Origin of the sequence: Streptomyces sp. NPDC006339 (assembly GCF_040612775.1) — a bacterium.
Lineage (GTDB): Bacteria > Actinomycetota > Actinomycetes > Streptomycetales > Streptomycetaceae > Streptomyces.
The window spans coordinates 1-24,291 of sequence record NZ_JBEXQW010000006.1 but is presented as its reverse complement, the minus strand read 5'-3'; the positions used below and the strand labels follow the sequence as shown (position 1 = coordinate 24,291).

Genomic DNA, 24,291 nt, shown 5'->3' with positions numbered 1-24,291 from the left:
CCTCTTGGAGGAAGCCTTGACGCAGAACCCCCTGCGGCGCCGTGCCGCCGTCGCGGCGGTCGCCACCGTGCTGTCCCTCGCCCTCGCGCCGGCCTCGTTCGCCGCCGGCGGTCCGGGGCCCGAGCGGCCGACGAGCACGACGTCCCAGGACCCGCAGCCGCTGTCGGCGTCCCCGGCGGCGTACGAGCTGGGAGAGGAGCTCGCCGGGCTGGCGGGCAAGCAGCTCGAAGTGACCTTCCTGGCCGCGGTCATCCCGCACCACCGGGCCGCCGTCGAGATGGCGAAGCTGGAACGGGAACGCGGCGTCGACGCCGACGTCCGCAACCGTGCCGAGCACATCATCAGCGGCCAGCAGCACCAGATCGACCGCTTCACCCGCTGGCTGCACGAGTGGTACGGCCTCACCCCGCAGCAGGCCAGGGCCCAGGCACCCGCCGAGGCCCGCGAGGAGATGGCCGAGATGGACAAGGAGACGCGCAAGCGCGTGGACGAGCTGCGCAGGACGCCGGCCGGCAAGGGCTTCGACACCGCCTTCCTGAGGCGGATCATCCCCCACCACTCCGAGGGCATCGCCGTCTCGCTCGAAGTCCAGTCCCGCGCCGTCCATCACCGGCTCCGTGAGGCCGCCTCGACCGGCATCGCCGCCCAGCAGGCCGAGATCGAGGACTTCCGCGACCGGCTCGGGCGCGGAAGGAAGTAGGGCCCGTCCCCGTGCTCCAGCGCCCCGCTCCCCGCCCGGGGAGCGGGGCGCGGTACGGGCTTCTAGCGGCTGATGCGGCGCGGGACCGTCACCGTGACGAGCTTGTCCGGGTTGCGGATGGCGTAGAAGTGGGTGATGCGGTGGTCGGCGATCTCGATCAGGAAGACGCCCTGGACCCGGTCGCCGCCGTGCACGACCAGCGCGGGCGTGCTGTTGCAGTTGGCCCGCTCGATCCGCAGGTCCGGCAGGCGTCGCCCGGTGCGGAGCAGGTCCAGGAGGAACGCGGCGACCTTCTCCGCGCCCACCACCGGGCGGCGCGCCGCCGTCGCCTTGCCGCCGCTGTCGGCGGTCCAGGTCACGTCCGGGGCGAGCAGGGACAGCAGCCCTTCCAGATCGCCGGTGGCCGCGGCGTTCATGAACTGCCGGGTGATCCGCTCGGTCGTCAGGGCGTCGACGGGCTCGAAGCGGCGGCGCCGGGCCTGTACGTGCGAGCGGGCGCGGTGCGCCACCTGCCGTACCGTCACCACGGACTTGCCCACCGCCGCGGCGATCTCCGCGTGCGCGAAGCCGAAGACCTCCCGCAACACGAACACCGCCCGCTCGTCGGGGGTGAGGGTCTCGAGCAGCACGAGCATCGCCATCGACACCGACTCGGCGAGCACCGCGTCGGCCGACGCGTCGTTCTCGTCCAGCAGCAGCGGTTCGGGCAGCCACGGGCCGACGTAGTCCTCGCGCCGGCGGGTGCTCGCCCGTCGTGCGTTGAGCGCCTGCCGGGTCACCAGGCGCGCCAGATACGACCTGGTGTCCCGCACGGTCGTGAGGTCGACGTCGGCCCACCGTACGTAGCTGTCCTGGAGCACGTCGTCGGACTCGGTGGCCGAGCCGAGGATCTCGTACACGATCGTGAACAGCAGCGGCCGCAGGACGGTGAACCGCTCGGCGTGCTCGTCGGCGGGCACGGCGGCGTGCGCGGCGGTGCGCACGGGGGTGTGCGCGGCGGGGCGGTGGTCGGCCGGGGCCTTGTCGAGGCCGAGGCCGAGGTCGCTGTGTGCGGTCATGCCCTCAAGACACCCGAGGCCGCGAAGACGTGACACGGTGTGAGGTGATGCGCGTCACTCCGCCGCCCGGTGGCGGCGTCAGTGGCCGACCGCGAGTTCGCCGCTGAGTCTGCCGTGGAGGTCGGCGCTGGGGGTGTTGAGACCGGTGATCTCGACCGTCTTGCCGCGCTGGGCGTATCTGGTCTCGACGGCGTCGAGGGTGGCGACCGAGGAGGCGTCCCAGACGTGCGCCGCACTCAGGTCGATGACGACCCTGTCGGGGTCGCCGGCGTAGTCGAACCGGCCGACGAGGTCGTTGGAGGAGGCGAAGAACAGCTCGCCGGTGACCCGGTAGACGACGGTGGAGCCGTCCGGGGTGGTGACGGCGGTGACGTCGGCGAGGTGGGCGACGCGCTTGGCGAAGATGACCATGGCGGTGACCGAGCCGACGACGACGCCGACGGCGAGGTTGTGGGTCGCGACGACGCAGACGACGGTGACGAGCATGACGACGATCTCGCCGGCGGGCATCCGCTTGAGGGTCTTCGGGGCGATGGAGTGCCAGTCGAAGGTCGCGACCGACACCATGATCATGACGGCGACCAGTGCGCCCATGGGGATGTCGGAGACGACGGGCCCGAAGGCGATGCACAGCACCATCAGGAACGCGCCCGCGAGGAAGGTGGACAGGCGGGTGCGCGCGCCGGAGACCTTCACGTTGATCATCGTCTGGCCGATCATCGCGCAGCCGCCGATGCCGCCGAAGAAGCCGGTGACGATGTTCGCGATGCCCTGACCGATCGACTCGCGGGTCTTGTCGGAGCGGGTGTCGGTGATGTCGTCGACCAGCTTGGCGGTCATCAGCGACTCCATCAGCCCGACCAGCGCCATCGCGAAGGCGTACGGGGCGATGGTGGCCAGGGTGTCCAGCGTGAACGGCACGTCCGGCAGACCCGGAACGGGCAGGGCGGACGGCAGGGCGCCCTTGTCGCCCACGGTCGGCACCGCGATCCCCGCCGCGACGGTGATCGTCGTCAGGATGACGATGGAGACGAGCGGCGCCGGGATCGCCCTGGTGATCCTCGGGAAGAGCACCATCAGCGCCAGACCGCCGACGACCAGCGGATACACCGCCCACGGGACGTCGGTCAGCTCGGGGACCTGCGTCATGAAGACCAGGATGGCGAGCGAGTTGACGAAGCCGACCATCACCGAGCGCGGGATGAACCGCATCAGCTTCGCCACCCCCAGCGCCCCCAGGACCACCTGGAGGAAGCCGGCCAGGATCACCGCCGCGATCAGATGGCCGAGGCCGTGCTCGCGGTTGAGCGGGGCGATGACGAGCGCGACGGCGCCGGTCGCCGCCGAGATCATCGCCCGGCGCCCGCCGACGACCGCGATCGTCACGGCCATCGTGAACGAGGCGAACAGGCCGAGCGCCGGGTCGACCCCGGCGATGATCGAGAACGAGATCGCCTCGGGTATCAGCGCCAGCGCGACGACCAGCCCGGCCAGGACCTCGGTGCGCCAGACCTTCGGATCCGACAACCAGTCGGGTTTCAGGCCCCGCAGGCGCGCGGCGAGGGACGCGGAGACCGAGACCGAGGCCGGGGTCGAGGCCGTGGCCGGGGGAGCGGGCGTCGGCGTGGGCGTGGAAGAGGAGGAAGGCAAGAGGGAGGGGACCTGTCGTGCTCGGGCACACCCCGTTCGACAGCCGGGAGGACCGGGACGACCGGGGCAGCCGGGGCGGGCGGGGTGGGTGGGGACGCGGAAGGGACGGCTCGGCTCTCCGCGGGGCGCCGCCGCGGGCGACTCCGGGGGCGTCATCGGCCCCGATACGGCGAAGGTGACGGCGACGGTGACGCCGGAGGCAGCGGTACGGCGCGGGCGCCCTCGCCCTCGCCACCGGCAACTCTACCCTAACGTTAGAGTAGGGATGGAAGGTGCCGCCGGGGCTCCGACCCCGGCCGGGCCGGCGGAGACGAGAAGAACCAGAGGATCGTGGGCATGGACGGCAGGCACATGCAGATCGGCGAGGTCGCCGCGCGCACGGAGCTCTCTCTGCGCACCATCCGGCATTACGAGGAGACCGGCCTCGTCATCCCCTCCGCCCGCTCCCAGGGCGGCTTCCGCCTGTACACCGAGGCCGACGTCGCCCGTCTGATGGTGATCCGCCGCATGAAACCGCTCGGCTTCACCCTGGACCAGATGCGCGACCTGCTCGACGCGACCGACCGCCTCGACCGCGATCCCGGCCTCGGTGCCGAGGACCGCGCCGCCCTGCTGGAGCGGATCCGCTCCTACGAGCGGGCCGCCGTCGAGCAGGTGGAGAAGCTCCGGGTCCAGCTCTCCCGCGCCGAGGACTTCGCCGCCACCCTGGGCGCCCGGCTCGAGCAGGACACCGCCCCCGCCGTCCGCCCCTGACCCCGTCCGGCGCGATACGGGTCGGGTCGGGTCGGCTCCGGCGGACCCTCCGGTGCCGCCCGAGAGTGGGGGGAGGTGTGGAGACGGCGTGAGCGAGTGGTGATCGGCCGTTGATCGGCCGTAGAGCCGTGCCGTGGACCATCGGTGCCAGGGGGAACACGGCTCGACGGTCACCACCGGTCGACGTCGCGCTCGGCGTGCCGTACGGCCGCCCGGGCCCCCGGTCCCCGGTAGTTGGCCATCCCACGAAAGGTGGACGAGGCATGGACGGTGTTCAGTCGCCGCAGTCGACGGCGGGCTTCGGAGAGCTGCTCAGGATCTGGCGCGAGCGGGTCGGGCTGACCCAGCAGGTGCTCGCCGACCACGCCACCCTGAGCGTCCGGGCCATCCGGGACATGGAGAGCGGCCGGGTCCAGCGTCCCCGGCAGGAGACGGTCCGGCTGCTGGCCGACGCGCTGCGACTGGAGGGCCGCAACCGGTCGGTCTTCGAGGCCACCGCCCGCCGGCAGACGCCCACCGAGGAGCCCGGCGACGAACCGACCGCGCCCCCGGTCGCCCGGGGTGCGATCGTCGGCCGGGAGCTGGAGGTCGAGGTCCTCGCCGACGCCTTCGCCCAGCACGGCGACCGGCTGGTCACGGTGGCCGGACTGGGCGGGGCCGGCAAGACCAGACTGGCCCTGGAGGTCGCGAGACGGCTGCACCTCGCCTCCCGCTGGTCGGTGCGCTGGATCGACTGCGGCCGACTGCCGGTCGCCGGGCTCGAACGCCGTACGGACCTCGCCCGCGCGATCGGGGAGCGGCCCACCCTCCTGGTCCTGGACGGCGCCGACGCCGGCGTGGACACGGCCCTGCTGGACGAACTGTTCCAACGCTGCCCCGGCCTGCGCGTCCTGATCACCGCCCGGGTCCCGCAACCGCTGCCCGGCGGCCAGGTGATCCCGCTCGCCCCGCTGCCCACCCCCGGTCCCGAACTCGACCACGACCCGGCGGCCCTGGCCGAGGTCGGCGCCGTCCGACTGCTGCTCTCCCACCTGCGCCGACTGCGGCCCGGCTACCGTCTGGAGCCCGACGAGGCACCCGCAGTCGCCGCCCTCTGCCGCCAACTCGACGGCCTGCCCGGCGCCTTGGAGCTCGTCGCCGGCTGGTCGACGGTCCTGTCCCCGCGCCAGTTGGTGGCGCGCCTCGCAGAGGGGCCGTTCCACCTGGCGCCGCCGCCCGCCGGATACGGGGGTCGGGCGGACGTACGGGCGGCGCTCGGGGCCGCCCTCGACCGGCTGACGCTCGGTCAGCGCGACCTGCTGGAGCGCCTCGCGGCCGAACCGGGGGACTGGACGGGCGAGGACGCCGTCGTACTGAGCGGCCGGCCGCCGCAGGAATGCCTGGCTGCCGTGCACGAGTTGCTGGCGAGCGGGCTGATCCGCAGTGTCCAGGCCCGCGACGGTGTCCGGTTCACCGTGCTGAACCTCTGCCGGAGCCTGTGCGGGGGCCGCGCGTACGCGGAGCTGGCGACGGCGAGTTGAGCCTCGGCCGGCCGCCCCGCGGCCGCCACGACCGAGCGGCTCCGGTGCCGGTCCCGGTCTCGGTCCGGCCCCGGTTCGGGTCTCGGTCCGGTTCCGGTCTCGGTCCGGTCCCCGTTCCGGTTCGATACTGCCCGCATCCTGCCGGGCGAGCTGCCGGTCCGGCGCCCGGATCGTCCCTAGCGTTCTGTTCACGGCCGGGCGAGCCGGACCCGGGAGCCGGGCGAGCCGGACCCCGGACACCGGGAAACCCGGACACCAGGACACCCCGGGCACCCGGACCCGGACGCCCGGACAGCGGGCGCCGCCCGGAGGGACCGCCGTCCCGGGATCGCTCACCAGTCCGGGATTCCTCACCACCTACCGACACAGAGGGTTTGCGCCGTGGATCAGCATGCCGTGGAGCAGCACGGAAAGGCCGAGCCGGCCGGTCTGGACGTCGTCGTGACGACCATGGCCTCGGACTCTCACACCTGGAACCTGGTCTTCCTCCACCTGCTCCTGGAGGAGCTCGGGCACCGGGTCACCAACCTGGGCGCGTGCGTGCCGGACGAGCTGCTGGTCGCCGAGTGCCGCCGGATCGAACCCGACCTGATCGTGCTGAGCAGCGTCAACGGGCACGGCTTCCACGACGGGTTGCGGGTGATCGCCGCGCTGCGCTCCTGCCCCGAACTGGCCCGCACGACCACCGTGATCGGCGGGAAGCTGGGGATCGCGGGCTCCGGAGCCCCGGCCCGGCGGCGGGCGCTGCTGGCGGCGGGCTTCGACGGGGTCTTCGAGGAGGGCCGCCCGGTGGCGGAGTTCCCCTCCTTCGTCGGCGCGCTGACCGCCGGATCCGCGCCCGGGCCCTTGGCCACCGGGTCCGCGCCCGGCCCCCTGACCGCCGGGTCCGGAGCGCTCCTGTGACCGGCTCCGGGGGCGGCGCCGCGCGCGACACGCCGGCCCCGCGCCCGTACGTCCCGGCCGGCCCCCCGGTGGCGGGCGGCTTCGGCGCCTTCGTGGCCCGTGCTCGCGCGGCCGGTGCGCTGGTGGTCCAGCCCAGGATGGGCATGGCCGACCCGCTGCGGATGCGCGACGGCCTGCTGGCCACGCGGGACGCGGACGCCGTCACCGTCGGCACCATCACGCTCGACAGCTACACCCGCACCGGCGATCTCGCGGCCGCCCGGCACGCGCTCTCCCACGGGCTCGGCCTGAACGGCTACCCGATCGCCACCCACCCCGACGACACCACCCGGGCGGTGCTGCGGGGCGTCGCGGACGCGCGCTTCCCGGTCCAGGTCCGGCACGGTTCCGCCAGACCGGAGCACATCGTCCGCGCGTTGCTCGCGGCCGGCCTGGACGCCACCGAGGGCGGACCGGTCTCGTACTGCCTTCCCTACAGCCGGACGCCCCTGCGCGAGGCGGTCGCCGACTGGCAGCGAAGCTGCGAACTCCTCGCGTCGATAAGGGAGTTCGGCACGGAGCCGCACCTGGAGACCTTCGGCGGCTGCCTGATGGGGCAGCTCTGCCCGCCGAGCCTGCTGATCGCGGTCAGCGTGCTGGAGGCGCTGTTCTTCCGGCAGCACGGGCTGCGCGGCATCTCGCTCAGCTACGCCCAGCAGGCCGACCCGCGCCAGGACGAGGAGGCGCTCACCGTCCTCGGGCGGCTGGCCCGCGAACTGCTGCCGGACGTCGACCACCACATCGTCCTCTACGCGTACATGGGGGTCTTCCCGCGCTCACCCGGTGGCGCCCGGCTGCTCCTGGAGGACGCGGCCCGGTTGGCGGTACGGGCCGGCGCGGCCCGCCTGATCGTCAAGACCACCGCCGAGGCGCACCGGATCCCCACCGTCGCGGAGAACGTCCGCGCGCTGGAGACCGCCGCCACGGCCGCCGCCGACGAGCACGCCCGCCGCGCCGCCCCGCCCGCCGCGCCCGGCACGTACACCCAGATCCCGGGCCGGCACGGCACCGGTCCGCACGGCACCGGTCCGTACGGCATCAGCTCCCACGCCGCCGGCTCGCGCGACCTCGGCCCTGACGGCACCGTCCCCCACAGCCCCGACGTCCACAGCCCCGGCCCCCGCGGCCTCGCCGTCGAGGACACCGGTATCGAGGCGGAGGCGCGGGCGCTGATCGGTGCCGTCCTGGAACTGGACGCGGACATCGGCCGGGCGCTCGTGCGGGCCTTCGCCGCCGGGTACCTGGACGTGCCCTACTGCCTGCACCCCGACAACGCCGGCCGGGCCCGCAGCTCTCTCGGACCCGACGGCCGGCTGCACTGGTCGAGCGTCGGGTCGATGCCGATCGCCGGCCTGGCCGACGGCGGCCCGCGTCCGCCGATCCTCGGCTCCACCGGTCTGATCACGGCGCTCTCCCACGTCCAGCGGACCTACGACGCCCGCGCCGCCGCCCGCACGCCCGCCGGTGCCGTCGCCGGTACCGCCGCCGGTGCCGTCCCCGACCCGCCCCGAACGCCCGCCGCACCGCCCCGTACGACGTCCACGCCACGACGACAGTTGGGACTCACCACACCATGACCACCGACGGGCACACGGCCGCCGCACCGCTCCCGGACCCCGGCCGCCACCTCACCGCCCCGGCCACCCGCGCCGCGCTGCGCGTCCAGCACGAACTCCTCTCCGCCGCCCGCTCGTTCCTGCGCGAACAGGGTTTCACGGAGCTGCTGCCGCCGATCGTCGGGCCGGTCACCGACCCCGGCTCGCGCGGCTCCAAGCAGGTCGACGTCGACTTCTACGGCCACCGCTACAAGCTGATGACCAGCGCCATCCTCTACAAGCAGGCGTCGCTCCTGGCCTTCGACAAGATCTTCTGCATCGCGCCCAACGTCCGTCTCGAACCGCTGGAGACCGCCGGCACCCGCCGCCACCTCGTCGAATTCCACCAGCTCGACGTGGAGATGGCGGGCGCGAGCCGGGACGACGCCGTCCGGCTGGTCGAGGAGCTGGTGGTCCACATGGTCGACAGCGCGATCCGCGCACTGCCCAAGGACTTCGCCGAACTCGGCCGCGACACCGACGCGTTCACCGAACTCCTGAAGGGTTCCTTCGGCCGCATGCGGCACGCCGAGGCGGTCGCCGAACTCCGCGGACTCGGCCACCCGCAGAGCCCGGACGCCGAACTCGACTGGGAGGGCGAGGCCCTGCTCTCCGGCCGACGCGACCGCCCGTTCTTCGTCACCGACTACCCGAAGGGCTCACGCGGCTTCTACGACCGCGAGGACCCCGAACACCCGGGGCTGCTCCGCAACTTCGACCTGATCGCCGCCGAGGGCTACGGCGAACTGTGCAGCGGCAGCCAGCGCACCAACGACTACGCGGAGATCGTCACCCGGATGCGGGAGACCGGCGAGAACCCGCAGAAGTACCGCTGGTACCTGGACCTGGTGCGCGAGGGCGTGCCCGGCAGCGCGGGCTTCGGCATCGGGGTCGAGCGGCTGACCCGTTACGTCGCCGGTCTGGACGCGGTCTGGCAGGCCAGCGCCTTCCCCAAGCTGGCGGGGGTGGTGTCACCGTGAGCGACCTCGCGGCGCCCGGCTTCCCGGAGGAGGAGGTCCGGCACCGCGCCCGGGCCGGGGCGGCGGCGGCCTTCCCGCCGCCCGGCGAGTACGGCGGCGTCCTGTTCGGCGCCGAGGGCGGCGGAGGCGAGCGGCGCTCGGCGGACCGCGCGCGGGATCCGCTCGACGCGCTGCGCATCACCCCGCCGGTCTTCATGCCGCAGCGGCTCGCCCGGCTCATCGAACTGGGGCGGGAGCCGGACTACCGGGACGTGGAACTCACCACTCTCCTTGGTGGGTTCACTTCCAGCCTGCCGGTGTACGTGTCGGCGCTCGGCTCCACCCGGGCGGCCGGCGGCGACCTCGGCCTCGCGCTCAGTCGGCAGGCGGGCGCCCTCGGAATCCCCATGGTGATCGGCGAGAACGTCGTCCCGGTCAACGGCTACGGCCGGCTCGGCGAAGCGGCGGACCGGGCGCTCCTCGGCCGCCTCCGCGCCTACGCCGAGGAACTGCCGGACGGGCGGGGCGGCGTCGCCGTCCAGCAGTCCACCGAGGACGCGGACGCCGAGGTGTGGAACCTCGTCTACAGCGACCCGGCGGCCCTTCCGCTGCTCGAATCCGGCCGTCTGGCCTTCGAGTTGAAGATCGGGCAGGGCGCCAAGCCGGGCCTCGGCGGGATGACCGTCCTGGACGCCGAGGCGGCCGCGCGGCTCGGCGACCGTTACGGGATCGACGACGTCTTCGGCGACGGCCGTGTGCTGCGCTCCAGCACGCCCGGCACCTTCACGGCGGAGATCCTGCGCCAGCAGGTCCGGCTGATGCGCAACAACTTCCCCCGCGCCCGCGTCTGGGTGAAGCTGCACCCCGGCCGGGACGTGGCCGAGGCCGCCCGCGTGGCCGCCGAGGCGGGCGCGGACGCCGTCACCGTGGACGGCGCCGAGGGCGGCACCGGCTGGGCGCCGGGCGCCTTCCCGGCCCAGGTCGGCCTGCCGCTGGCGGAGTGCCTGCGCCGGCTGGCCGCCGCCGGGCCGCCGCCCTGTCTGCTGGTCTCCGGGCGGATGTGGGAGGGCGGCCGGGCGGTGAAGAGCCTGGCGCTCGGCGCCCGCGCGGTGGGTCTCGGACGGGCGGCCCTGCTCGCCACGGCCGAGGACCCCCGGGCCGGTCTCGTCCGGTTCACGGAATGCCTCGCCCTCGAACTGTGCCTGCTGATCAGCGCACTCGGAAAATACGCGCCGGCCGCCCTGGACCGTGACGACGTCTGGTCCCCGGAATTCCCGGGAATTCACGTCGACGGATAGGGGAGATATATGTCCTCAGCCCGCCGAAGCGCCCGTGTGCGCTCGGCGGGCCGCTCTTTTTGGCCGAGAATCCACAGGTAAAGCGGCAGGTGAAACTGCCGATGGACTTCCCCGCATTCTGCCGATTGGGCCGGATGCGCCGCCCTATCGTCGACCTCACTGCCCGCAGCGTCCTCAATTCATCGGGGTTGGATGATGAAATCTCGCGATTTCCCTTTCATAGCCGTCGCACGCCGGTTTCCGGACCGTCCGGCCCTGAGGCTCGGTGCCCGGACCGTGGTCTACCGGGAGCTGGACGAGCTGAGTGGTGCCCTCGCCGCCCGGATCGCCCCTGGGCGGACGGTGGCCGTGACCGGCCGTGACCGGCTCGACCACGTGGTCGGCCTGCTCGCCGCCCTCCGCGCTGGCGCCACCTACCTGCCGCTCGACCGGGAGGCCCCCGAGGAGCGCAACCGCTTGATCCGCGAGGACGCCGGCGCCACCCTCGCCTACACCGACGGCAACCTTGTCGAGGCGGTCGAGGCGGTCGAGGTGGGCAGGACGGGCGGCTCCGGCGGCGCGGACCGGACCGGCGGCGCGGGTTACCTCATCTACACCTCCGGCACCACCGGCCGCCCCAAGGGCGTGCATGTCCCGCTCGCCGCACTGGCCGGCCACCTGTCCGCCGCCGTCGAGCGCTTCGGCCTCACGGAGGACGACGTGGTGCTGCACCTCGCCCGCCCGACCGTGGACGTGGCCGTCGAACAGGTGCTCACCGCCCTCTCGGCCGGCGCCTGCGTCCTCGTACCCGAAGATCAACTCCTGGCTCCGAACGCCCTGTTGGATCTGATCGACGCCGAGTCCGTCACCGTGGCCAACCTCGCCGCCGGCTACTTCCAGGAGGTGGTGGCCGCGCTCCGCGAGGGCGGACGCGCACCGCGCTCCCTCCGCCTGATGATCTCCGGCAGCGACCGGCTCCACCCGGACACCGCCGCGGGATGGTGGACCGCCACCGGGGTGCCCCTGCTCAACGCGTACGGGCCGACCGAGACCGTCGTCACCGCCACCGTGCACGAGCTCGCCGGTCCGGCGGCGGGGGAGGGCGGCACGGTCCCGATCGGGCGCCCGCTCGGCGACCGCCGCGCGTACGTGCTCGACGACCGGCTGCGGCCGGTGGCGCCCGGCACGGCCGGCGAGCTGTACCTCGGCGGGCCGCTGCTCGCCTCCGGTTACCACGGCCGCCCGGGCCTGACGGCCGGCCGGTTCCTCGCGGACCCCTTCGCGCCGGAGCCGGGCGCCCGGATGTACCGCACCGGGGACGTGGTCCGGCGCTCCGGCGCGGATGCCCCGCTGGAGTTCGTCGGCCGCGCCGACCACCAGGTGAAGATCCGGGGCTTCCGGGTCGAGCCCGGCGAGATCGAGCAGCTCCTCGCCGGGCACCCGGACGTCGCCGGAGCGGTCGTGGTCGCGCACGACGGCCGGCTCGCCGCCTACGTGACGGGTGCGGGGACCGGTACCGGCGCCCCCGGCACCGGGACCCGCACTACCGGCACCGGGGCGGCGGCGGTGCCGACGGCAGGGGGCGACGGGACCGAGGCCGGCACCGGCACCGGGACCGGGGCCCGGGGCGCCTCCGACGTCGTCCTCGACCCCGCCCGACTGCGCTCCTACCTGGCCGAGCGGCTCCCCGAGCACATGCTCCCGGCGACCGTCACCCCGCTGGCCGCGTTCCCGCTGACCCCGGGCGGCAAGGTGGACCGGACGGCGCTGCCCGCACCCCGGGCCGCCGCGCCCGGCGCACCGGACACCGGCCGGCGCCCGCCGCGTACCCCCGCCGAGCAGCTCATCGCCGCCGTCTGGGCGGACGTGCTCGGCGTGCCCGAGGTCGGCGCCGACGACAACTTCTTCCACCTGGGCGGCGATTCGCTCACCGCCGTGCGCGTGGTCGGCCGGGTCTTCGACGTGTTCGGCATGATCTCCCCGTACACCATCTTCGACGCGCCGACCCTGGCCGAGTTCGCCGCCGCCGTCACCGCCGCCTCGGACGACGGCGAACGCCCGGCGCTCACCCGGACCGGCGCCACGGAGGCGCCGCTCGCCGGCCTCCAGCGCGGGCTGTGGTTCCTGGACCAGTGGAACCCGGGCGCGGCGACGTACAACGTGCCGTGGGTCTTCCGCTTCGCCGGCCCGGTCGACCCGGAGCTGCTCCGCCGCGCCCTGGCCGGTGTCGTCGAGCGGCACGAGGCGCTGCGCACCACGTTCACGCTGACCGAGGACGGCCCGCGACAGGTGGTCCACCCCTCCGTCGAACTGCCGTTCACCGTCCGGGAGACCACCGCCGCCGCCCTGGACGACCTGCTCGCCGAGGCCGCCCTGGTGCCCTTCGACCTGGAGACCGGCCCGCTGGTCCGCGCCCACCTCTACCGCACCGGCGGCACGTCCACCCTCCTGCTGCTCTGCCACCACATCGTCTGGGACGAGGGCTCGCTCCCCGTCCTGGAGGCCGAGATGGCCGTCCTGTACGAGTCCCTGGCCGCAGGACGTCCGGCCGAACTGCCCGAACTCCCCGTCCAGTACGCCGACTACAGCCTCTGGCAGCAGCAGGACGCCACCGCCGAACGCCAACTCGACCACTGGCGCGAGCACCTGAAGGACGCGCCCACCGAGCCGCCGCTCCCCACGGACCGCCCCCGGCCCGAACTCCAGTCCTTCCGTGGCGCGTTCCACCGCTTCGCCATGCCCCGCCCGGTCGCCGAGGCCGTCCGGGAACTGGCCCGCGGCGAGGACGCGACCCCCTTCATGGTGCTGCTCGCCGGACTCGCGCTCACCCTCCACCGGCGGACCGGCCGGCGCGACCTGGTGCTCGGCTCCCCGGTGAGCGTCCGCGGCCGGTCCGAACTCGACGCGCTCATCGGCTATTTCGTCAACCTGCTGCCGCTGCGCGTCCGGATCGACGACGGCATGGACTTCCGCGACCTCGTCCGGCACGTGCGCGAGGTGGCGATCGGCGGCTACCGCCACCAGGAGGCGCCGTTCGACGCCATCGCGGCCGCCGTCATGGCGGAGCGCCCCGACGACCGCACCGAGGACCGCAACCCGCTCTGCCAGGTGCTGCTCGAACTGCACCCGCTGGACACCCGCCCGCTGACCGTCGGCGGCACCGAGGTCACCCGCGGGCTCCACTCCAACCCGGTCTCCCGCTTCGACCTGTCGATCTCCGTCGACGACCGGGGCACCGACTTCACCGGCCGCTTCGAGTACGACTCCGACCTGTTCGACCCGGCCACCATGGCGGAGCTGTGCGAGGCATGGCTCGGCACCCTCGCCGCCGCCGTCGCGACACCCGTACACCGCCTCTTCGAGGACCGCGCCGCCCGGGACCCGCACGCCCTCGCCGTGGTCTCCGGCGAGGACCGGCTGGACTACGGCACCCTGAACGAGCGGGCCAACCGCCTCGCCCACCACCTGGGCGCCCTCGGCATCGGCCGTGGCGACACCGTCGCCGTCCTCGTCGAGCGCGGACCGGACCTGGTGGTCGTCCTCCTCGCCACCCTCAAGGCAGGCGCCGCCTACACCCTGCTCGACCCGGACTTCCCGGCCGGGCGGCTGGCCGGCGCGGCCGCCGACAGCGGCGCCGCCCTGCTGGTCACCCACCGCGGCGCGAGCCCGCCGTTCCCCGTCGCCCGCCACCTCGACCTCGACGCGGCGGCCGCCGCCGTCGCGGCCCGGCCCGGCCACGACCCCGGTCTCGCGGTCACCGGCGACGACCTCGCCTGCGTCATGTTCACCTCCGGCTCCACCGGCCGCCCCAAGGGCGTCGCCGTCCCGCACCGCGCCCTCACCACCACCTACCTCGGCCAGGACTACGCCCGTTTCGGACCCGACGAGGTCTGGCTCCAGTGCTCCCCGGTCTCCTGGGACGCCTTCGCCCTGGAGCTGTACGGCGCGCTGGCCTTCGGCGGAGTGTGCGTGCTCCAGCCCGGCCAGCGGCCCGACCCGCAGACGATCGCCGCGCTCACCCGCCGCCACGGAGTCACCCAACTCCAGTTGTCCGCCAGCCTCTTCAACTTCCTCCTGGAGGAGTTCCCCGAGACCTACGACGACCTCGCGGTGGCCTTCACCGCCGGCGAGCGGGCCTCCGTCACCCACGTCGCCAAGGCCCTCGACCAGTATCCGCGGCTGGTCGTCGCCAACGGCTACGGCCCGGTCGAGAGCCTCGGCCTCACGACCTGCCACCGCGCCACCCGGCAGGACACCACCGGGGCCGCCATCCCCATCGGCCACCCCCTGCACGGCAAGGCCGTTCACGTCCTCGACGAGCGGCTGCGCCCCGTCCCCGACGGCACCACCGGGGAGCTGTACGCGGCCGGCGGCGGACTCGCCCTCGGATACGTCGGCCGCCCCGGCCTGACCGCCGAACGGTTCGTCGCCTCCCCGTTCGGCGCTCCCGGCGAGCGGCTCTACCGCACCGGCGACCTCGGCCACCGGACGCCCGACGGCGTCCTGCAGATCACCGGCCGGATCGACGACCAGGTGAAGATCCGCGGCTTCCGGATCGAGCCGGGCGAGATCGAGGACGCGCTCACCCGCCACCCCTCCGTGCGGGAGGCCGCCGTCACCGTCCACGAGCCCGCGCCGGGCGACTCCCGCCTCGCCGCCTACGTCACCCCGGCCGCAGCACCGGCGCCCGCCCCCGACCCCGACGCCCTGCTCGACCACCTGGCCGCGCTGCTGCCCGAGCACATGGTGCCCGCCACGCTCGACGTCCTCGCCGCGCTGCCGCTCAACCCCAACGGCAAGGTCGACCGCCGCGCCCTTCCCGCCCCCGCCGACCGCCCCGAAGCCGCCCCGGCCGACCCGCTGACCGCCGCCGAGCGCCTGGTCGCCGACGCCGTACGGGCCGTCCTCGGCCGGGCCGAGGAACTCGGCCCGGACACCGACTTCTTCCGCATCGGGGGCAACTCGCTGGCCGCCGTACGGGTCGCCATGCGGCTCTCCCGGGACACCGGCACCCGGGTCCCGCCCCAGGCGGTCTTCCGGGGCCGCACGGTCGGCGCCATCGCCGAACGGCTGACCCCGTGATGCCCCGACCGCACAACCCCCCGCCCACCCGCCCGACCGAAGGGAACGAGCCCGTGAGCCCGTCCACCGAGCCGCCCACCGCGCCGGAGGCTCCGGCCATCGGCGCGTCCGTTACCCCGCGCACGGCGATGCCGGCCGACCCGGGCGCCGACGCGGCCGCAGGCCCGGCCGCCGTCCGGTCCCTGGGGACCGGGGCCGCCGCCCCGGTCCGTACAGCTCCCGCTCCCGTCCGGACCGCACCCGTTTCCGGGCTCCAGCGGGGGCTGTGGTTCCTGGACCGTTGGGACCCGTGCGCCGCCACGTACAGCACGCCCTGGACGTACGACGTCACCGGACCGCTCGATCTCGCGCTGCTCCAGCGGGCGCTGGACGGTGTGGTCGCGCGGCACGAGGTGTTGCGCACCACGTTCGCGCTGCACTCCGACGGGCCGCGCCAGGAGGTTCACGGGGCCCTCGCCGTGCCGCTCGGCGTCACCGATCTGCGGGGGCTGCCGGAAGGCGAGCGGGACGAGCGCGTCGAGCGGGCGATCGCCGAGCGGGTGGCCGAGCCGTTCGACCTGGCCACGGGGCCGCTGCTGCGGGCCGAGGCGTTCCGGCTGGCGGAGGACCGGACCACGCTCCTGTTCGTCGTCCATCACATCATCTGGGACGGCTGGTCGGCCGAGCTCTTCGAACGCGAACTGGCCGAGCTGTACGGCGCCTTCGCCGACCGGCGCACCCCCGACCTGCCGGCGCTCGCCACCCAGTACGCCGACTGGGCCGAGGAGGAGCGGCACACCTCGTACGAGGAGCACCTCGCCCACTGGAAGTGGACCCTCGACGGCGCCCCCACCCTCCTGGAGCTGCCCGGCGACCGGCCGCGGCCCGCCGAGCGCGGCCAGGGCGGGGCCACCGAGCCGTTCAGCCTCGCGCCCGGCACGGCCGCCCGGGTCCGGGCGCTCGCCGAACGGGAGGGCGTCACCCCGTACACCGTCCAACTCGCCGCCTTCGCCCTGCTGATGGGCCGCTGGACCGGCGCGGACGACCTGCTGATCGGCACCCCCGTCACCACCCGCAACCGCCCCGAACTCGCCGACCTCCTCGGCTACTTCGTCAACCTGCTGCCGCTGCGCGTGCGGCTCGCCCCCGACGCCACCTTCCGCGGGCTGCTCGCCGACCTCCAGGACACCGCCTTCGACGCCTTCGGCTACCTCGACGTGCCCTTCGACCAACTGGTCGACCGGCTCGGCACCCCGCGCACCCCGCAGCACCCGCCCCTCGTCCAGGTCGTGTTCGGCGCCCACACCGAGGACCGCGCGCCGCTCGTGCTCGGCGCCGCCACGGCGGAACGCACCGTCCGCTCCAACGGCACCAGCAAGTTCGACCTCACCTGGTCCGTCTTCGAGGGCGAGGGCGAGGGCGAGGGAGAGGGCGAGGGCGACGGTGACGGCGGAGGCGGAGGCGGAGGCGAGCTGCGCGGCGAGGCCGAGTACAGCACCGACCTCTTCGACGCCGGCACCGTACGCCGCCTCGCCGCCGACTACGCCGCCCTCCTGGACGCGGCCCTCACCGACCCCGACACCACCGTCCTGCGCCTCACCTCCGCCGAGCAGCCGCACCGCCCCGCCCGGCTGGACCCGGGCCACTGCCTGCACCGGCTCTTCGAGCGGGCCGTCGACGCGCACGGCGACCGGCCCGCCGTGAGCGACGAGGACGGCACCCTCAGCTACGCCGAACTCGACCGCCGCGCCAACCGGTTGGCCCACGCCCTGCTCGCCCGCGGCGTACGCCCCGGCGACCGGGTCGGCCTGCTCCTCGAACGCACCGCCGCCGTACCCGCCGCGATCCTCGCCGTCCTCAAGACCGGCGCCGCCTACGTGCCCGTCGACCTCGCCGCCCCGGCCGACCGGGCCGCCCTCGTCTTCGGTGACACTGCCGTCACGCTGGTCCTCACCGACCGGCCCGACCGCGCCCCCGACGGCCCCTGGCAGACCCTCGACCTCACCGCCCGGGCCGCGGAGATCGCCGCCCACCCCGCCGAACGACCGCCCGCCGCGGGCCGGCCCGGCGACCTCGCCTACCTCATCTTCACCTCCGGCTCCACCGGCCGCCCCAAGGGCGTCGCCGTCGCCCACGAACACGTCAGCCGCCTCCTCGACTCCGGCCGCGACCACTTCGGCTTCGGCCCGGACACCGTCTGGACGCTGTTCCACAGCTACGCCTTCGACTGGACGGTCTGGGAGCTCTGGGGCGCCCTGCTGCACGGCGGCCGCCTCACCGTCGTCCCGTACCTCACCAGCCGCTCACCCGACGAGTTCACCGCCCTGCTCGACGAGGAACGCGTCACCCACCTCTGCCTCACCCCCTCGGCCCTGCGCCAGCTCGAACCCGCCCTGCGCCGCCGCCCGCGCGCCCTTCCCGCCTTGCGGTGGATCATGCTCGGCGGCGAGGCCCTCGACCCGGCCGTGGTCCAGCGCTGGCACGAGCTCGACCCGCTGCCGCCCGCCCGGCTCTGCAACCTCTACGGCATCACCGAGACCACCGTCCACGTCACCCTCCACGACGTCGCCGAAGGCGGCGCCGGCTTCGAGCGCAGCCTCGTCGGCGACGCCATGCCGCACCTCACCGCGCTCGTCCTGGACGACTGGCTGCGGCCCTGCCCGCCCGGCGTCCCCGGCGAGCTGTACATCGGCGGCGGCAGCCTCGCGCACGGCTACTGGGACCGGCCCGGACTCACCGCCGGCCGCTTCGTCGCCGACCCGTACGGACCGCCCGGCGCCCGGCTCTACCGGACCGGCGACGTCGCCCGGCGGCTGCCGGACGGCGGCGGCCTCGAATACGTCGGCCGCGCGGACTTCCAGGTGAAGCTTCGCGGCTTCCGGATCGAGCTCGGCGAGATCGAGAACGCCGTCGCCGCCCACCCCGACGTCGACGCCTGCGCCGTCACCGTGCACGAGGACCGGCTCGCCGCCTACGTCACCGGCGGCACCCCGGCCGGGCCCGCCGACCTGCGGGGCTTCCTCGCCCGTACGCTCCCCGACTACATGATCCCGGCGACCGTCACCGTCCTCGACGCGCTGCCGCTCACCGTCAACGGCAAGGTCGACCGGGCCGCCCTGCCCGCCCCCGGCCGGGCCGCCACCGCCACCACTCCCGCGGCCGCCGGCCGGCACGTCGAGCCGCGTACCCCCGAGGAGGAACTGTTCGCCGGCGTGTGGACGGAGGTGCTCGGCGTCGGCGGGATCGGCGTCCACGACGACTTCTTCCACCTGGGCGGCGACTCCATCCGCGCCGTTCAGCTCGCCGGCGCCCTCCACGACCGGGGCTGGCAGATCACCCTCCGGGACGTCTTCAACGCCCCCACCGTCGCCGAACTGCTGCCGCTCGCCCGCCCCGTGGCCGCCGACCCGGCCGCCGAGCGGCCGTTCGCCCTCATCGACGGGGAGGACCGGGACGCACTGCCGCCCGGCATCGTCGACGCCTACCCCATGGTCTCCATGCAGCTCTCCATGGTCTTCCACATGGAGGTCGCCGGCGGCACCGACAGCTACCACAACGTCAACTCGTACCGCATCACCGGCGACCTCGACGAGACCGCCTTCCGCCGCTCGGTCGGCGAGGCGATGACCCGGCACGCCGTGCTGCGCACCGGCCTCGACCTTTCCGGCTACGGCCAGCCGCTCCAACTCGTCCACGGCAGCCTGCCGGTGCCCCTCGAATTCGCCGACCTGCGGAAGGAGGCGGAGCCGGAGCAGGACGAGCGGATCCGGGGCGTCTTCGCGGACCACCGGGACCGGCCCTTCGACCTCGCCGCACCGCCCCTCTTCCGGATCACCGTCCAACGGCTCGCCGACGACGCCTTCCAACTCACCATCTCCGAACACCACGCCATCCTCGACGGCTGGAGCTTCACCTCACTCCTCACCGAGATCCTCGAACGGCACACCGCGCTCGCCGCCGACCCGGCCTCCGCGCCGACCCCGCCGCCGCGCACCGCCTTCCGCGACTTCGTCGCCGTGGAACGCGCGGCCGCCGGCGACCCGGAGTCCCTCGCGTACTGGCAGCGGCGCCTCGACGGCGCCACCGGCCAGCTCTGGCCCGGCAGCGAGGACGTCCACGAACTCCCGCGCACGGTCGAGCGGGTGCTGCCCGACGCGCCCGGTCAGCTCCGCGCCGTCGCCGACGCGCTCGCCGTCCCCATCAAGTCGGTCGCCCTCGCCGCCCACCTCCACGCCCTGGCCCGCATCACCGGCCGCCGCCGGGTCACCACCGGCCTCGCGATGAACGGCCGCCTCGAACGGCTCGGCGGCACCGAGGTGTACGGCCTGTTCCTCAACACCGTCCCCCTGGTCGCCGAACCGGACGAGGACGACCTGCCCGCCCTCGTACGGCACGTGCACCGCGAGGAGCTGGACATGATGCCGCACCGGCGCGTGCCCTTCGCCCGGCTCGCCCGCATGATGGCCGACACCGCGCTCGACAGCCAGTTCGGCTACCTGCGCTTCCACGCCCTCGGCCGGCTCAGCGCCGCGCGCATCGAGGACGGCCGCATCGGCTGCGAACCGACCCTGCGCCACGAACCCAACAGCTTCGCCTTCGGCGCCTCCCTCATCCAGGACCCCGTCTCGCACCGCGTGCTGCTGGCCGTGGACCACCAGCGCGCGGTGGTGGACGACACCACTGCCGAGACCTTCATGGACGCGTACGCGGAGGCGCTGACGCGCTTGGCCGCGGACGCGTGAGGAGGGGGCGGGGCGGGGGACGGGGGTGCGGGTCCGTACTTGGGCCGGGGCCCGTACTTGGGCCCGGGCCGGGGTCCGCACTCGGGCCTGGTGCCCCGGGCCCGAGTGCGGGTGGCGCGGCACGGCGGCTCCGGCCGCCTCCGGTCGACCGGGTCGAGGTGTGCCGCGCCGTCGGTCGCACGGACCTCCGGCCCGCGGCGGGACGGGCAGCCGGGGTCGGCTGTCGAGTCCGCAGCCGTCCGGCGCGGGTCTCAGGCCCGCATACGTGCCTCCGGCCGGCATCGGGCGCCAGATCCGCAGCCGTCCGGCCTGAGCCTCCGGGCCGCATCGGCCGTCACGTCCGCCTGAGGGCGTCCGGCCCGCCCCTCCCGGCGATCCGGCCCCGCGCGACCGTTTCGTCCCCAAGGCCATCCGGCCTCAACGCCCGTTCCGCTCGCAGCGGCCGGCCGCCCCGTATCGGACGCGTGGCCCGCTTGACCGTTGCGGGCCCCACGGCTGTCCGGCCCGCTCGGCCTTCCGTCCGCCCTCGACCCCTTCCACCGTGCCGGCCATTCGGCCCGCATCGGACCGTCCACCCGGCATCGCCCGCTCGGCCTCGGCCGTCCGCCGTCCCCCACCCGCCCACTCACCCTCACGTACGTCCACCCACCCCACCCCACTAAGGAGTGCCCTCGCATGACCACCTACGTCGAGCCGTCCATCACCACCCCCCTCACGCCCACCCCCACCCCCGCCGTCGATCTGCTGGCCCGCCTGCGGGGTGCCGTTGCCGCGCACCCCGGGCGGGACGCCGTACGGGCCGTCGACGGCGGTCTCGACTTCGCGGCTCTGGACCGGCGCAGTGCGGCGCTGGCCCGTGCGCTGTGGGCGCAGGGGGTGCGGCGGGGGGACCGGGTCGGGGTGCATCTGGGGCGGACCGTGGATCTGCCGGTGGCGCTGCTGGCCGTGTGGCGGGCCGGCGCCGCGTACGTACCGCTGGATCCGGCCTATCCGGCCGAGCGGATCGCGTTCATGGCCGCCGACGCCCGCCTCGCCGCCGTCGTCAGCGACGACACCGCGCCGCCCGTGCCGGCGGGCGTCCCCGTGCTCCGCCCCGACAGCGCCGCCGACGGACCGGCGGACACGTTCGTCCCCCACCCCCTCGACTCCGCCTACGTCATCTACACGTCCGGCTCCACCGGCCGCCCCAAGGGCGTCGAGGTGCCGCACGGCGCCGTCGCGGACCTCGCCGACGCGCTGGAGCGCAGCGGCGCCTACCGTCCCGAGCCGGGCGTCGTCGCCTGGAACGCCAGTGTGTCCTTCGACGCCTCCGTCCAGCAGTGGATCCGGATCTGCCGCGGCGACACGCTGGTGGTGATCGACGACGAGCACCGGGCCGACCCCGCCCGGCTCGCGCGCCTGCTCACCGAGCACGGCGTCACCGACCTCGACCTCACCCCCTCCCACTGGCGGTTGCTGCGCGAGTCGCTGGCCGGCGCCCGCGTGCCGCGGCTGTTCATGGGCGGCGAGCCCGTGCCCGCCCGGACCTGGCGCGAACTGGCCGACGGCGGTATCGACGCGCTCAACCTGTACGGGCCCACCGAGTGCACCGTCGACGCGATCACCGCCCCGATCACCGGCCCCGGCCCGCACCTGGGCGAGCCACTGCCCGGGGTCCGCGCCCATCTGCTCGACGAGCGCCTGGCCCCGGTGACGGCCGCCGGCGCGGTCGGGGAGCTGTACCTGGCGGGGCCCGGGCTCGCGCACGGTTATCCGGGGCACCCGGGCCTGACCGCGGGCCGGTTCGTCGCCGACCCGTTCGCGGCGGAGCCGGGCGCCCGCATGTACCGCACCGGCGACCTGGCCCGCCGCTCCCCGGACGGCCTCCTCGAGTACGTCGGCCGGGCCGACCGCCAGGTCAAACTGCGCGGTTTCCGGATCGAGCCGGGCGAGGTCGAGCACGCCCTCTCCGCCCTGGACGGGGTCACCGCCGCCGCCGTCACCGTCTACGAGCCCGCGCCCGGCGACCAGCGACTGGCCGGCTACGTCACCGGTACGGCGGGCGTCCGCCCCGCCGACCTGCTCGCCGCCCTGCGCCGCACCCTGCCCGCCCACCTGGTGCCGTCCTCCGTGACCGTCCTGGACGCCCTGCCGCTCACCCCCAACGGCAAGGTGGACCACCGTGCCCTGCCCGCACCGGCGGCGGAGGCCGTCACGCAGGACGCGGCCGGGGGAGTGGACGAGCAGGTCGCCGAGGTCTGGCGCACCGTGCTCGGGGTGCCGGTCGTGCGTCCGGGCGACGACTTCCTGTCCCTCGGCGGGCACTCGCTCGCCGCCCTGCGCGTCGTCCACCTGCTGCGCCGCAGACTGAACGTCGAGCTCCAGCTCCGCCACCTCCTCGACGCCGCCGACCTGGCCGAGTTCACCGCCGCCGTACGCCGTGCCGCCGCGGCCGGTCCCGCCGCCGCCCGCCCCGCGCTCACCGCCCGCCGGGAGGCCGTCCGATGACCGCCACCCTGCCTGCCGTGCCCGCCGCGCGGGTCGCCCGTCCCCGCGTCGAGGGCGACTGGCTCCTCGTACCGGCGCCCCAGCCCCACCGGTCCCTCCGGCTGTTCTGCTTCCCGCACGCCGGCGGCGACGCCACCGCCTACACCCCGCTCGCCCGCGCCCTCGCGCCCGTCGCCGAGGTCTGGGCGCTGCGCCCGCCGGCCCGGGGCGGCCGCAGCCGGCATCCGATGCCGCCCGACTTCGACGCCCTGGTGGCCGCCGTCACGGAGGCCCTGACCCCTCACCTGACCGGTGGTGGCGACGGCGGCCGGTTCGCCTTCTACGGACAGAGCTTCGGCGCCCTGCTCGCCTACGAGGTCGCCCGCGCCCTGCCCGCGGACCGGCGCCCCGCGCTGGTGGTCACGGCCGGCGCCCCCGCCCCGGCCGCCTGGGCCGAGCGGAAGTCGAGGGACCTGGACGCGTCCGAGCTCCTGAGGATGACCGGCCTGGAGGAGCTGGTCCGGGCCGACCCGGAGCTGGTCGAGCTCGCCCTCGGGGCCATCCGGACCGACCTCGTCGTCAGCGCCACCTACCGCCACCGCCCGCACGCGCCGATCGGCTCCGCGCTCTACGCCCTGGCCGGAGCCGACGACCCGATGCTCACCACCGGTCCCACCGGTCCTACCGACTCCACCGACCCCACCGGCCGCACGGATCTCACCGAGCCCGCCTGCCTCACCGGCTGGGCCGCCCACACGCGCGGGGCCTTCGGCCATCGCGTCGTGCCCGGCGGACACCTCCTCGCCACCGTCGACCGGCCCGGCCCGGTCGACCTCCTGGCCTCCCTCCTCACCTCTCTGACGGACCCTCAGGGCCCTGCCCCGTCGTCCGCTACCGACCGCAGCAGCCTCCAGGAGCCGTCATGCTGACCACCGCCGCCACCACCGCCGCCTCCACTTCCACCACCACCGCTGTCGACCTCACCGACCCGGACCTGTGGGCCCGGCCCGACACGCCGGCCCTGGTCGACGCACTGCGCGCGGAGGCGCCCGTCCACCTCACCGACACCGTCGACGACGGCCCCGTCTGGTCCGTGCTCACCTACCGGGAGTCGGCGGAGGTGCTGCGCAACGCGGCCGCGTTCAGCTCGGAGTCCGGCTCGCTGCTGGGCGCGGGACCGGGCAACGTGCCGGTCGGCTCGGGCCGGATGATGGCCCTCACCGACCCGCCTCGCCACCGCGAACTGCGGGCACCCGCCAACCCCTTCTTCTCCAAGGGCGGTGTGCGCGGAGCCGCCCGCTCGATCACCGAGCGGGCCGGCGAACTCTTCGACCGGGCGGTCGAGCAGGGCGAGGCGGACCTCGTCGACGTGGTCTCCGCCCTGCCGCTGGCGGTCATGTGCGACCTCCTCGACGTCCCCGAGAAGGACCGGGACATGGTCGTGCGGGTCTGCGACGTGGCGTTCCTCGGGCGCACCCCCGAGGATCCGGCTGACCCGCAACGACCTCCGTTTCGCCGACACCCCGGGGCTCGACTGGGTGGTCGTACGCGGCGACGACGCCAAGATC

The 24,291-nt window shown here is 74.8% G+C and carries 13 protein-coding genes and 1 pseudogene; 12 read left to right on the top strand and 2 right to left on the bottom strand.

Annotation, left to right across the window (positions count from 1 at the left end):
* Positions 1–16 precede the first annotated feature (16 nt).
* Positions 17–700: a DUF305 domain-containing protein gene (locus ABZ135_RS06305; protein WP_356692358.1), complete on the top strand. Its 684-nt coding sequence runs from the start codon at positions 17–19 to the stop codon at positions 698–700.
* A 62-nt stretch (positions 701–762) separates the two neighbouring features.
* Here the strand turns inward: ABZ135_RS06305 and sigJ are convergent, their stop codons facing one another.
* Together sigJ and ABZ135_RS06295 are read right to left on the bottom strand one after the other, a co-directional pair.
* Complete coding sequence (gene sigJ / locus ABZ135_RS06300) at positions 763–1,758, bottom strand: RNA polymerase sigma factor SigJ (protein ID WP_356692356.1); 996 nt, start codon at positions 1,756–1,758, stop codon at positions 763–765.
* A gap of 78 nt (positions 1,759–1,836) precedes the next feature.
* Positions 1,837–3,309 (bottom strand): SulP family inorganic anion transporter, encoded by a 1,473-nt coding sequence (locus ABZ135_RS06295; protein WP_356692706.1) that lies wholly within the window; start codon positions 3,307–3,309, stop codon positions 1,837–1,839.
* 435 nt (positions 3,310–3,744) lie between these two features.
* On the opposite strand from ABZ135_RS06295, the gene ABZ135_RS06290 reads away from it, so the two are divergent.
* From ABZ135_RS06290 to ABZ135_RS06240, 11 genes and pseudogenes are all read left to right on the top strand, one after another.
* Entirely contained in the window at positions 3,745–4,161 is a 417-nt protein-coding gene (locus ABZ135_RS06290) for a MerR family transcriptional regulator (RefSeq protein ID WP_356692354.1), read from the top strand.
* A 263-nt stretch (positions 4,162–4,424) separates the two neighbouring features.
* Positions 4,425–5,681, top strand: a complete 1,257-nt coding sequence (locus ABZ135_RS06285) for a helix-turn-helix domain-containing protein (RefSeq protein WP_356692352.1) — start codon at positions 4,425–4,427, stop codon at positions 5,679–5,681.
* Positions 5,682–6,062: 381 nt separating this feature from the next.
* Positions 6,063–6,584, top strand: a complete 522-nt coding sequence (locus ABZ135_RS06280) for a cobalamin-dependent protein (RefSeq protein ID WP_356692350.1) — start codon at positions 6,063–6,065, stop codon at positions 6,582–6,584.
* A gap of 68 nt (positions 6,585–6,652) precedes the next feature.
* Positions 6,653–8,200: a methylaspartate mutase gene (locus tag ABZ135_RS06275; protein WP_356692704.1), complete on the top strand. Its 1,548-nt coding sequence runs from the start codon at positions 6,653–6,655 to the stop codon at positions 8,198–8,200.
* Positions 8,197–9,198: an asparagine synthetase A gene (locus ABZ135_RS06270; RefSeq protein WP_356692348.1), complete on the top strand. Its 1,002-nt coding sequence runs from the start codon at positions 8,197–8,199 to the stop codon at positions 9,196–9,198. The genes ABZ135_RS06275 and ABZ135_RS06270 overlap by 4 nt, the downstream gene beginning before the upstream one ends.
* Positions 9,195–10,475 (top strand): glutamate synthase-related protein, encoded by a 1,281-nt coding sequence (locus ABZ135_RS06265; protein WP_356692346.1) that lies wholly within the window; start codon positions 9,195–9,197, stop codon positions 10,473–10,475. Before ABZ135_RS06270 ends, ABZ135_RS06265 begins: the two co-directional genes overlap by 4 nt.
* Before the next feature lie 192 nt (positions 10,476–10,667).
* Positions 10,668–15,536 carry an amino acid adenylation domain-containing protein gene (locus tag ABZ135_RS06260; protein ID WP_356692344.1) on the top strand — a complete coding sequence of 1,623 codons (4,869 nt, stop codon included), beginning with the start codon at positions 10,668–10,670 and terminating at the stop codon, positions 15,534–15,536.
* Between the two features lie 53 nt (positions 15,537–15,589).
* Positions 15,590–20,257 carry an amino acid adenylation domain-containing protein gene (locus ABZ135_RS06255; protein ID WP_356692342.1) on the top strand — a complete coding sequence of 1,556 codons (4,668 nt, stop codon included), beginning with the start codon at positions 15,590–15,592 and terminating at the stop codon, positions 20,255–20,257.
* Positions 20,258–20,932: 675 nt separating this feature from the next.
* Positions 20,933–22,744 (top strand): non-ribosomal peptide synthetase, encoded by a 1,812-nt coding sequence (locus tag ABZ135_RS06250; RefSeq protein ID WP_356692340.1) that lies wholly within the window; start codon positions 20,933–20,935, stop codon positions 22,742–22,744.
* Positions 22,741–23,652: a thioesterase domain-containing protein gene (locus ABZ135_RS06245; protein WP_356692338.1), complete on the top strand. Its 912-nt coding sequence runs from the start codon at positions 22,741–22,743 to the stop codon at positions 23,650–23,652. The genes ABZ135_RS06250 and ABZ135_RS06245 overlap by 4 nt, the downstream gene beginning before the upstream one ends.
* Positions 23,646–24,291: pseudogene (locus ABZ135_RS06240) on the top strand (hypothetical protein); the annotation flags it as partial. The gene ABZ135_RS06245 and the pseudogene ABZ135_RS06240, both read left to right, overlap by 7 nt.

Coding starts and splice junctions, on each gene's coding strand:
- ABZ135_RS06270 (WP_356692348.1), top strand. CDS start 8,197: ATGACCACCGACGGGCACACGGCCGCCGCACCGCTCCCGGACCCCGGC.
- sigJ (WP_356692356.1), bottom strand. CDS start 1,758: ATGACCGCACACAGCGACCTCGGCCTCGGCCTCGACAAGGCCCCGGCC.
- ABZ135_RS06245 (WP_356692338.1), top strand. CDS start 22,741: ATGACCGCCACCCTGCCTGCCGTGCCCGCCGCGCGGGTCGCCCGTCCC.
- ABZ135_RS06285 (WP_356692352.1), top strand. CDS start 4,425: ATGGACGGTGTTCAGTCGCCGCAGTCGACGGCGGGCTTCGGAGAGCTG.
- ABZ135_RS06290 (WP_356692354.1), top strand. CDS start 3,745: ATGGACGGCAGGCACATGCAGATCGGCGAGGTCGCCGCGCGCACGGAG.
- ABZ135_RS06250 (WP_356692340.1), top strand. CDS start 20,933: ATGACCACCTACGTCGAGCCGTCCATCACCACCCCCCTCACGCCCACC.
- ABZ135_RS06260 (WP_356692344.1), top strand. CDS start 10,668: ATGATGAAATCTCGCGATTTCCCTTTCATAGCCGTCGCACGCCGGTTT.